This window comes from Halobacillus litoralis (assembly GCF_020171725.1).
GTDB lineage: Bacteria > Bacillota > Bacilli > Bacillales > Halobacillaceae > Halobacillus > Halobacillus litoralis_F.
On sequence record NZ_JAIVAJ010000010.1, the window covers coordinates 44,349 to 55,677 of the forward strand.

Annotated in this window: 11 protein-coding genes; 7 read left to right on the top strand and 4 right to left on the bottom strand. The window is 47.8% G+C overall.

The window, feature by feature from the left end; genetic code table 11:
* Positions 1-311 precede the first annotated feature (311 nt).
* Positions 312-1,268 (top strand): UV DNA damage repair endonuclease UvsE, encoded by a 957-nt coding sequence (gene uvsE, locus LCM20_RS17760; RefSeq protein ID WP_225196832.1) that lies wholly within the window; start codon positions 312-314, stop codon positions 1,266-1,268.
* Positions 1,269-1,302: 34 nt separating this feature from the next.
* Here the strand turns inward: uvsE and LCM20_RS17765 are convergent, their stop codons facing one another.
* Entirely contained in the window at positions 1,303-1,884 is a 582-nt protein-coding gene (locus LCM20_RS17765; protein WP_225196833.1) for a CDP-alcohol phosphatidyltransferase family protein, read from the bottom strand.
* Between the two features lie 162 nt (positions 1,885-2,046).
* Here LCM20_RS17765 and LCM20_RS17770 point away from each other — a divergent pair, with 162 nt between their 5' ends.
* On the top strand, positions 2,047-2,619 hold the full coding sequence (locus LCM20_RS17770) for a cell wall hydrolase (RefSeq protein WP_225196834.1): 573 nt from the start codon (positions 2,047-2,049) through the stop codon (positions 2,617-2,619).
* Positions 2,620-3,003: 384 nt separating this feature from the next.
* Here the strand turns inward: LCM20_RS17770 and LCM20_RS17775 are convergent, their stop codons facing one another.
* Complete coding sequence (locus LCM20_RS17775; RefSeq protein WP_225196835.1) at positions 3,004-4,413, bottom strand: alanine/glycine:cation symporter family protein; 1,410 nt, start codon at positions 4,411-4,413, stop codon at positions 3,004-3,006.
* A gap of 112 nt (positions 4,414-4,525) precedes the next feature.
* On the opposite strand from LCM20_RS17775, the gene LCM20_RS17780 reads away from it, so the two are divergent.
* From LCM20_RS17780 to LCM20_RS17800, 5 genes are all read left to right on the top strand, one after another.
* The gene (locus LCM20_RS17780) at positions 4,526-5,122 is read left to right on the top strand and encodes a flavin reductase family protein (protein WP_225196836.1); all 597 of its coding nucleotides are present in this window, start codon (positions 4,526-4,528) and stop codon (positions 5,120-5,122) included.
* Positions 5,123-5,257: 135 nt separating this feature from the next.
* Positions 5,258-5,635 (top strand): GntR family transcriptional regulator, encoded by a 378-nt coding sequence (locus LCM20_RS17785; protein WP_225196837.1) that lies wholly within the window; start codon positions 5,258-5,260, stop codon positions 5,633-5,635.
* Positions 5,628-6,527 (top strand): ABC transporter ATP-binding protein, encoded by a 900-nt coding sequence (locus LCM20_RS17790; RefSeq protein ID WP_225196838.1) that lies wholly within the window; start codon positions 5,628-5,630, stop codon positions 6,525-6,527. Before LCM20_RS17785 ends, LCM20_RS17790 begins: the two co-directional genes overlap by 8 nt.
* Positions 6,502-8,505, top strand: a complete 2,004-nt coding sequence (locus LCM20_RS17795) for a DUF6449 domain-containing protein (RefSeq protein WP_225196839.1) — start codon at positions 6,502-6,504, stop codon at positions 8,503-8,505. Before LCM20_RS17790 ends, LCM20_RS17795 begins: the two co-directional genes overlap by 26 nt.
* Positions 8,506-8,517: 12 nt before the next feature.
* On the top strand, positions 8,518-9,021 hold the full coding sequence (locus LCM20_RS17800; protein ID WP_225196840.1) for an RNA polymerase sigma factor: 504 nt from the start codon (positions 8,518-8,520) through the stop codon (positions 9,019-9,021).
* A 104-nt stretch (positions 9,022-9,125) separates the two neighbouring features.
* On the opposite strand, the gene LCM20_RS17805 is transcribed toward LCM20_RS17800, so the two are convergent.
* Together LCM20_RS17805 and LCM20_RS17810 are read right to left on the bottom strand one after the other, a co-directional pair.
* Entirely contained in the window at positions 9,126-9,578 is a 453-nt protein-coding gene (locus LCM20_RS17805; RefSeq protein ID WP_225196841.1) for a PCYCGC domain-containing protein, read from the bottom strand.
* Between the two features lie 112 nt (positions 9,579-9,690).
* Positions 9,691-11,325 carry a thiamine pyrophosphate-binding protein gene (locus tag LCM20_RS17810; protein WP_225196842.1) on the bottom strand — a complete coding sequence of 545 codons (1,635 nt, stop codon included), beginning with the start codon at positions 11,323-11,325 and terminating at the stop codon, positions 9,691-9,693.
* Positions 11,326-11,329: the final 4 nt, after the last annotated feature.

Sequence of the window (11,329 nt, forward strand, 5' to 3'; positions counted from 1 at the left end):
AAAGTCGCGCCCGGGAAGAGGAAATCGCGCCCGGAAAGAGAAAGTCGCGCCCGGGAGGAGAAAGTCGCGCCCGGGGAGAGAAAGTCGCGCCCGGGAAGAGGAAATCGCGCCCGAGAGGAGAAAGTCGCGCCCGGGGAGAGAAAGTCGCCCCCGGGGAAAGGAAATCGCGCCCGGGAGGAGAAAGTCGCGCTCGGGAGGAGAAAGCCGTGCCCTAGAGGAGAGACGCACTCCGGAAAGAGATTTAAGATACACTCATCAAGAATAAAACCCCTCCAATTTGGGAACAGTTGACGGAGGAAGGAGTTCACGTGATGAGAATTCGATTTGGTTATGTATCTCATGCGCTCTCACTCTATGAAGCTACTCCAGCCAAGACCATGACATTCGCCCGCTATCAGAAGCTGGATCCGGATACGCAGGTCCAGGAGCTTGAGCGCATTACGGAGCGCAATTTACAGAATACGATTCGCAATCTGCATTTTAATGTGGCTCATGAGCTGCCGTTGTACCGGTTTTCTTCATCGATTGCGCCGCTTGCGACGCATGATGAGGTGCCGTGGGATTATATTACGCCGTTTCAGTCGCTGTATGAGGAGATTGGTTCGATTGTGAGGCGCCATCGTCTGAGGACGAGTTTTCACCCGAATCAGTTTACGTTGTTCACGAGTGATAAGCCGCATGTGACGGCGAATGCGGTTAAGGATCTTGAGTATCATTATGCGATGCTTCAGGCGATGGATCTGCATGAGGAGAGTCATATCAACATTCATGTTGGCGGGGCATACGGCGATAAGGAGAAGGCTGTGGCGCGTTTTCATGAGAATTTGAAGCAGCTGCCCGAACCGATCAAGAAGCAGTTGACCCTTGAGAACGATGACAAGACGTACACGACGACAGAGACGCTTGAGGTTTGTGAAAAAGAAGCGATTCCGATGATGTTCGATTATCACCACTATATGGCGAACCATACCGAAGAGGAGTCGCTGGAGACTTTGCTGCCGAGGTTTTTCAAGACGTGGGATCATATGCCGGTTCCGCCTAAGATTCATATTTCGTCCCCGAAGAATGAAAAAGAATACCGCAGCCATGCCGGATCTGTGGACCTTGATTTCATACGTCCGTTACTCAAGGAACTCAAGTCACAAGGCGAGCCCGTCGATTTTATGATCGAAGCGAAGGACAAGGATCATGCTGTTCTGAAGTTGATCGAAGACATCGCCGGCATCCGCGGTGCGAAACGCGTCGCAGGTGGAGAAATTGAATATTAATAAAACGACTGCGCACGAGAGGCAGTCGTTTTTATTATGATAATATACGTTTCGCCTCGAGGAATCGCTGGCCGCCTGTGAAGAGTTCAATGACGAAGAACGCCATCGTCGACCACCAGAGGAAGTCAGGGAAGAGAAGCATGATACTGAAAAAAATGAACCCTTCTGTCCGCTCGGCTGCCCCGGCCTGGTAATAGAATGACTTCATTCCTGCTTTTTCAGAGACCGTTCCGACCACGAGGAAGATCGTCATCGACACAATAATGGACACACTCAATAGCAGTAACGGCCAGAGCATATCCGGGTGGACATACGCAATGGCGAGGATCATACCGATTTCGACGATCCGGTCAAACGTCACGTCCATGACAGTTCCGAATGGAGAAGGCTTGGTATGCCGCGCCATTGTACCGTCGACCGCGTCGAGAAAACCGGATAACCAAAGCATAAAGACAGCCACGACCGGAAGTCCCCATACATACAGGAAACTCGTTGAAACACCTATAATCAACGCCGCAATCGTCACCTGATTCGCAGTACGCCCCCGCTTCAGGAAAAAGAATGCGGTTTTATCAATCGTCGGTTGAACATATTTGCGCGCATGAGTATCGAGCATTCACTCACCTACTTTTCTATAAGTATTGCCGTTTTAGACTATACCTATATACCAGAAAAGTAAAACATCGCAACTGGTAATAGTGGAAAGAATTAATAGTGAAATCATTCAGACTTTTTGTTAACTTATATATCGTAAACGTGACAGGGAGGTTGGAACAACATGAAGAAACTTCTGATGCTTGCGGTGATGCTTACCGGCGTACTATGGGCAGCATCTCCAGTAGCAGCAGACAAGGAAGTGCACATCGTAGACCGTGGCGATACACTTTATAACATCGCCAAAGATTATGGAATCTCCGCTTATCAACTCATGGAACTGAACGACAAGCAAAGCTCGATGATTTACCCTGGTGAGCGCCTTGAGCTTCCCGTCACCTTGAACGAAAGCCAGATTGATTTGCTTTCAAGACTGGTGGAAGCTGAAGCAAAGGGTGAAAGTTATGCCGGCAAAGTGGCTGTGGCGACGGTTGTATTGAACCGTGTCGAGAGTGACTTGTTCCCGGATACCCTGCGTCAGGTCATCTATCAAGACTATCAATTCACGCCCGTAAGCAATGGGCAGATCTATCAGCCGGCTAGCCAGCAATCTGAGGCTGCCGTCTATGAAGCGCTCGCTTACCAAGGCTATGACAATAACTCACTATTTTTCTATAACCCTGATAAAGCATCCAGTGCATATCTGGCTGCAAAAGAAGTAACGGTCGTAATCGGAGACCACGTATTCCTAAGATAGAAACAAAGCAAGCGGACCATCCCGCTTGCTTCTTTTACAGGTTGTTGAGAAGGGTTCTGGATGGAATAGAGTGCTGCGTGGGGTGGAAAATAACTCGCTTTCCGGCGGCGGACGCCGAGCTAACTCAGGCTAAAGCCTGAGTGGATCTCGTCGTGGTCCGTATAATTCCGCAGGAGTCTCGCCATTTTCCACCCCACTTTACGTTGAAAGTGACTCCAGAACCTTATGACAATAAGGTTCTAAGTCGTTATCTGTGCAAACATTCACCATAGCTCATCTATCCAGCATATCGATAAAAATTCGTTTATTAAAAAATTAATCGAGACAAGTACTTTTCAACACTTATACAAAAAGCAAGCGGACGATTCCGCTTGCTTTTTTTCTTTACCCTGCATCTTCATCAAACAACTCGATCGACTTCTCTTTTGTCTTCTTCTTATACACGCGGTTCACGTAATCTTTTGTGAGAGCGGCAATTTCGTTGTGTAAAAAGAGCAGTGGTATGATGTTGGCTAATAAGACGAAGGCGAGCAGTAGGTCAAGGAACTGCCATACGAACTGAAGGCCGCCGATTGCGCCGACGAAAACGGCTAGAATGTAGACGATCCTCATGGCGCGTGCAGCTTTCAGCCCGAAGAGGTACTCGGCTTGTTTTTCTCCATAGAAAATCAAGATTCCGATGGTCGTGATGACAAAGAATAGTAAAAAGACGGAGATGAAGCTGCTGCCGAATGCGTCTCCGAGTTCGTTGCCGATCGCGACGTTGATCATGTTCGAGGCGTCGGATCGTTCGACTTGTGTCCATGCGTCTGTGACCAGCACGGTGATGCCTGAGATGGTACAGATGACGATGGTATCGACAAATACGCTGAAGATTCCCCATAACGCTTGCTTCGACGGGTGATCTGTTTTGGCAGCGGCATGGGCGATTGGAGCGGTCCCGAGTCCGGCTTCGTTGGAATACAACCCTCTGGCCGTACCCCATCTTACCGCTTCTGCAATCGCAGCCCCGGCAAAACCACCTGTCGCAGAAATCGGAGTGAAGGCACTCGAGAAGATCAAACCGAAGACATGAGGGAGCTGATCCACATTGGCAAAAATGACGTATAGGCAGATGGCTAAATAGGTGAGCACCATGCCGGGGACGAGCTTGTCAGTCACCTTAGCAATTCTCTTGATCCCTCCGAATACGACGAGTGCAATAGCCGCACAGATCACTGCGCCGGTAATGTAAACGGACCAGCCGAATGCACCCTGTGTCTGAGTGGCAATCGAGTTCGACTGCACCATCGTACTTGGAATCAACTCGATCATGAGAAAGAAGGCGAAAGCGGTGGAAACCCATTTCCAACCGAGCGCTTTTTTTATGTAGTACTGTGGTCCGCCAACCCACTCATTTTTGTCGTTCTTCTCACGATACTTCATGCCGAGCAGGATTTCCGAGTACTTCGTGGCCATCCCGATCAGCGCAACGACCCACATCCAGAACAAAGCCCCTGGACCTCCGAGTGAAATCGCAACAGGCACTCCGACGATGTTCGTCGCTCCGGCTGTTGAAGCGAGGGCAGATGTGAAAGCCTGAAACGGTGTAATAGTGCCTTTCTGCTTCGTTTTCTTAAAGATCTGTCCAATCGTTTGATGCAGCACGTGACCGAAGAAACGAAATTGGAAAAAGCCAATCCGGATCGTTAGAAAAATCCCACCGAGAACGAGTAAAATAGCCAGTGGATAGGTCCACAAAAAGTTGGAGACCGTAGCCAGTCCTTCCTCGAAAGAGCTCCAGAAATCCTGCAAATCGATTCCTCCTAAATGATTGTTAACCCATATATTCCCTTTATATACAATTTGAAACAAAAGTGATCCCTGATTCAATCTATCGTATGATGAGAGAAAGGAGAGATCACACATGCGCATTCATAAAGACCAATTTCAAAACCACGACATGAGTAAGCTCATTAAGGGAGCAGTCGTTCCACGCCCGATTGCCTGGGTCTCCACCATCAGCCGTGACGGAACACGTAACCTGGCCCCGTTCAGCTTTTTTACCGTTGCATCAATGAATCCGATCACGCTCTGTTTTTCTGTAGGAGGCGGGGCGTCAGATAAGGATACTTTGGCTAATATAAAAGAGACCGGACAGTTTATCGTGAATATCGTATCGGAGTCATTGGCGAACCAGATGCACGAAACGAGCCTTCAATACTCGCCGGAGGAAGATGAATTTGAAAAAGCAGGAACACAGGCAGAACCAGGGGACTTCGTCGATGTACCGAGAGTGGCAGAATCTCCGGTCCAAATGGAATGTGAGCTCGATCAAGTCGTAGAAGTCGGCACAAACAGCCTCGTTTTAGGAACGGTGGTCGGCTATCACATTCATGATGACGTCTATATGGAGAAGGATAAAGTGAACCCGGACAAGCTGAAGCCCGTTGGCAGGATGGCGGGGGATTACAGCTATATTCGTGAATTTTACAGTCTCCCCAATAACGATCTACCGAAGTAAAAGCACCTGACCCGGGTGCTTTTTGTTTTGAAAAAAATACAAATTCCTCTTTCCAAATCATTTCCGTTCCGCTATACTAATTACTGTACTACAAATATTAATACAGTTAATACAGTCGGCCGAGGAGGTGCGTGAATGTTCGAGTTGGACATTAGAAGTCGAAAGCCGATCTATGAGCAGCTTGTCGAAAAGCTGAAAGAGCTCATTATCAACGATGTGCTCAAGGAAGACGAGAAACTTCCTTCGGTCAGAGAATTGGCCCAGCAGTTGACCATCAACCCTAACACGATTCAGAAGGCCTACAGGGAGCTTGAGTCACAGGGCTATATTTATTCGCAAAAAGGGAAGGGGAGCTTCGTCCATCCCGTTACGAAGTCTGAGAATCAAGAGGAGTTGAATAAAGTGCGTGAAGAATTGAAGAAGCTTTTCGCAGAGGCGATGTATCTTGGCATTACAACCGAAGAGATCCAGTCGCTGCTCCGCGAAGTAGAGGGAGGGGACAATGATGATTGAAGTACGCAGTGTAACGAAGACTTTTGAAAAAGAGACCGTCCTGGACGATGTCAGCTTCTCCGTCAAGCGTGGCTCCATCTACGGGCTGCTTGGTTCGAACGGCGCTGGTAAAACGACATTGATGCGGACGATTGCCGGCATTCTTAAACAAAAATCCGGTGACGTCAACGTACTGGGAGAGCCTGTATTTGAAAATGAATCGATCAAAGAGAAGCTTGTCTTCTTGCCGGATTCACTCTATTTCCTTCCTCAGTACACAGTCAAACAGATGGCCCGCTACTATCAGGGTGTCTATGGAACATGGAACGAAGAACGTTACCAGAAATTAAAACAAGTATTCCGGTTGGAAGAAAAGAAGAAAATCAGTCAGTTCTCCAAAGGAATGCAGCGCCAAGTCGCCTTCTGGCTTTCGCTATCTGCTATGCCGGATGTATTGATCCTTGATGAACCGTTCGACGGACTGGATGCGGTCATGCGCCAGCAAATCCGTAACCTGTTGATCCAGGATGTGGCCGAACGCGAAATGACGATTTTGATCTCATCCCATAACCTGCGCGAAGTAGAAGATATTTGTGACCACGTCGGTATTTTACATAAAGGGCAGGTTCTCCTTGAGCGGGACTTGGATGATTTGAAATCAGATATTCATAAAGTCCAAGTCGCATTCAAACAGGATCAGGACGCTCTTCTTAAGCGTGATCTCGATATTCTCCATGAAGAGAAGCGGGGAACGGTAAGACTGCTTTTCGTCCGAGGTGACGAACAGAAGGTGACCGAAACAATCAAGAGCTATCAGCCTGTCATCTTCGATCGTCTTCCGCTGACGCTGGAAGAGATCTTCATCTACGAAATGGGAGGTGCTGGTTATGCCATCGAAAACGTCCTGGTTTAAAAAAGAGTTGTTCAAGCAGGATTTCCGGAATGTCGGATGGATCGGGATTATCTATTTCGTAGGCCTATTCTTCATTATTCCAATGTCGTTGATAATGGATTTGGATGAGGTGAGGCGGGGCTTAGAGTATGAACATGGACTGTTCTCTGTACTATTTGCTTTCTACCTACAAACTATATTGGCGATAGTTGCCTCTTTGTTCATGTCGATTTTCCTGATGCGGTATATGCACGTGAGATCCTCATCAGATTTCATTCACAGCCTACCGATCAAAAGGGAGAAGTTGTTTACGTACCGACTCTTATCAGGGATTGTTCTTCTATTGACCCCAATCTTCCTGATTACCTTGATCATGCTCATTTTCCATTGGTCGATGGATGTAAGCTATTACTACGATTTGGCTGATATAGGACAATGGACGCTCTTTATGGTCGCGCTTACTCTACTCGTGTTTATGAGTGGTATTTTCGTAGGGAGTGTTACGGGGTTGTCAGCGGTGCAAGGTGTCCTGACCATCATTCTGCTATTACTTCCAATGGGGCTGTTCACCATCATCACCTTTAATGTGAGCCTCTTTACAACTGGGTTAGGACCAGACTTATGGGATGGAAGGAATTTTTACTATTTATCACCCATAACGGACACGCTCAGCTTTAATGGGTATTCTGGCAGTGAAGAACCATTACCTGCCGAGTATATGCATCAACTTGTCTATCTGATCATTTCGGTTGTGTTCTATTTCTTAGCCCGCTTCTCTTATAAAAGAAGAGCGCTGGAAACAACGTCACAGGCTATTTCAGTATACTGGTTGAAGCCGATATTCCTCTTATGCACGATGCTTTGCTTTTCGTTAACATTCGGTTGGGCATTCGCTTCTGAACAAAGCTACGCATGGCTTGTAGCGGGATACGTAATCGGTGGCATCATCGGCTTTGTTTTACCGGCGATGTTACTCGAGAAAACGTGGCGGATCTTCAACCTTCGTCAACTGAAAAAAATCGGAGTGTATGGAGTTGGAGTAGGACTGTTGATTGTTCTCCTGCCTCTCCTATGGAAGCCCTATGAAACCTATATACCGGAAGTAGAAGAAGTAGAGAGTGTGTTCTATGGTACATCTCACCATGACTATCGGAATTACAAAAGAAGTGACCGTGATGCTCTTATGACGTCCAGCGAATCCATTCAAGCGACCCAGGAATTACAGGAAGCCCTTATAAACCAAGAACAAGGTTTCGTGCCGGATGGGTATCCGCGCTTTATCCATTACAATTTGAAAAATGGAAAAGAAGTCACCCGTCAATATTATGTCGAGGAAGACAAAATTAAAGAAGAGATGGCCGCTCTTGTAGAAACAAGAGATTACAAGGAACTGGCTTATCCGATTACGAGCTTGCAAGCGGAAGAAGTTAGAACGTTAGAAATCGCACCTGAATTCTTCGGCTATTCTACGAGAGCCAAGTTGAACGATACAGAAGAAATAGAAGGCTTGCTTGAGGCTATGAGAACGGACCTCTTCTCCTTGTCCTATGAAGATTTGAATACAAATGATGGCGCACCCAGTCATGTTCAGATCGATCCTCTTCAGCCAAGGCAGATGCTCAATTACGATTTAAATTACAATCTATCCATCGACCAATCGTACACAAACACAATCGATTGGTTGAAAGAAATCGGGCAATACGATGAGGCCCTTCTGCAGACAGAGGAGATTGACCGCGTAGAGTTTTATCGATGGGATACAGACTTTGATCATTCGAATGATATGTGGGAGGCAATCAAAGGCAAGGAAGGATTGAATCCTTTCACCATTACGGATCCTGAAGAGATTCATGAGACCATCGGGCTTGAAAGTACGTGGGAAGACCGTGATTATCTGATGGTCATTTTTCCTGAAAACGACGAAGAATACACGGAATACACACAATCAGCTTCACGCGATGACGTTCCCGCATTTGTAGCGGAACATTTCAATGAATAGAGGTCGATCAATATGGACAGTTCATTCAATAACCTTTATACCGAACACTATAACCGCGTCTATTACGCTGCCTTAAAGATGACCAGGGATTCCAGCCTGGCAGAGGATATCCTGCAGGAGACCTTCATCAAAGCCCATGACAGAATGGATGAAATTAAGGATGAAGCCAAAGTAGGAGCCTGGTTGTCGACGATTGCCACTCGAAAAGCGATCGATTGGCTTAGGAAGGAGAAGCGGCTTGTCACCCTTCCGATAGAAGAGCTTCCCTTTAAGGATGCCACGCTCGATGTCGAAGACGTAGTCGAGCAGCGCCTTCAAATCGAGGAGACGTTCCATGCGATTTCCACCCTTCCTCCGAAACTGCGAATCGTCCTGAAGCTCAGCTGTCTGGAGGGGAAGCGGGAAAAAGAGATTGCCGAGGAGCTCGGACTTACGCAAGCTTGCGTGAAGTCCAGGCTGTACCGAGCCAGGGCGGCGATGAAGTCGGAAGCCATAAGAGTGATCCACACGGCGTGAAGAATCATTGAATAACTGTCTATACGAGAAGTCCTGTCTAAGACGGGGCTTCTTTTTCTATGAAAAATAAAGAACCGCACCATTTAAGGTGCGGTTTCCTTCTTTTATGAAACAGCCGGCGTTGGAGTAGGCTTAGCGTAGCCTTCTTCATAAGCGGCATCGATATTTTCCCGAATCTCTTTAATCGAATGCCCATCCTGATAGTCGATGATCGCTTTCGCTGCGATATCCAGACATGCGGCACATTTCGTTGCATGGTCATCCCACACGACGGCGCCGGAGTCCTTGTTTTCATAAATGAAACAATCATAATTATTCCGGTGACCTACACTGTCTCCACATCCGCAGTAACAGGGGATCTGTTGAAGCAGATCCTGGCTCTGCCCTACCGCTGTATATAATAATTGCATATCCTCAGGTTTTTCTTCTAGAAATGACGGGAGTTCAGAAGCAGCTGCCGTTTCCACGCGAAGATCGCCATGGGCGTGGTGCGCCTCTTCTTCTGTGTTAGACGAACAACCCGCAAGCGCGGTTCCGACCAACAGTATGATCATCATAAAGATGGGTAACCTCACAAGTATCGCATCCTCTCTATTCTTCTTTTTCCATCATATAGAGAAGAGGAATACGAATCAATCCTTTCATAAAAAGGTTACCAACTTCGACACATTACTTACCGAACGAAGATAGAAACTTCACGCGATCTCCCATCGGAGGCACGTTATCATCCACGAGCGCAATTTCCAAAACAGCCGGTCCGTTTCCATTTAACAAGTGTTCAATCGTATCCGCCTGCAGATCTTCCATCGAATCAATCCGCGCAGATGGAATGCCCATCGACTCCGCCATAGCCGTAATCCGTACAGGTTCCTGAGAAAAACTTTCATGTGCACGCTTGTACTGGAGCGCATGTCCATGATGGACCATCCCGAGCCGGGCATTGTTCATGACGACAAACAAAACAGGTACATTGTATTCTTTCGCCGTCAGCACTTCCATGCCGTGCATGAAGAAGCAGCCATCCCCGGTGATGCAGACCGTTGGGCGTTCAGGGTCAGCAAGTTTTGCCCCAATGGCACTGCCGATTCCACTCCCCATCGCACCGAAGTGAACATTGATATCGAACGAATCATAAGTCGGAACCTCCATATGATGAATCACATAAGCCATGAATTCTCCAATATCGATCGTGTACCTCGTCGTCGCCGGCAGCATCTCCTGCAGAGACATCAAGACATTGCGCGTATTGTAAGCTTCATCGGTATCCTTCGAGGGACGGACTCCTCCTTTATGAGGCGCCCATTCATAGCCTCTATGCTTCAGCTCCGCATTCATAGCCGAAATCGTCAAATCCATATCTCCATGCACCGCAAGATCAATCGGATACTTCCGGTTGAACACGCACGCATCGAAATCAACTTGAATCGTGTAGCGGTTTTCATTAATTTTCGGATTATAGTTATTCGTTGCCGTTTCACCGAGACTCGAACCAAGAATCAAAACAGTCTCGGCCTCACCCTCGTGAATGAACGAAGAAGCCGATTCATGTCCCGCAAAACCGAAGATCCCCTTCAACAGTGGATGATCATCAGGAATCAAGCCCTTCGCCTGAGGAGAGGTCACAATCGGCCAGTTCAACGTCTCCGCAAGCTTTAGCACATCATTCACCGCACCACGAATCCCTTGCCCAGCAAAGATATAACCACTCCTGCTCTCAGCCAGCACATCGACAACCCTGCGAATCGTACGATCATCCGTAATCAACGGAGGACGCATCGGGAACGCCGGCAGCTCCTGAAACGGAACAGACGTCAATTGCACATCAATCGGCATCGCAATATGGACCGGACCCGGAACCCCCGACAAAGCAATCTCCACCGCCTTATGAATCTCCGGCAGCAAATCCTCCGCCCTGTCCACACGCGCACTGTACTTCGTCACCGGTTGATAAATCGGATCCGCGTGAAGCTCCTGAGAAGCATTCAATCCCACCGTCTCAGTCGGCACCGCTCCTGTTAAAAATAAAATCGGCAGGTGTTCACGCATCGCGTTGGCGGCTCCAGTGACAAGGTTGGTGCCCCCGGGGCCACTGCTTCCGATACAGACACTAAGAGACCCCGAATACTTCGCATAGGCCGCTGCCATATAAGAGGCAGCGCCTTCGTGCTTCGTCACAATCGGCGTAATCGACGGAGTGTCGTATAATTCATCAAAGAAAGCATTCACAGAACCGGCGGGAATACCGAATACATACGAAACATCACCAGAAACCAAATAATCTAATACAGCACGAACTGATTTCATACGT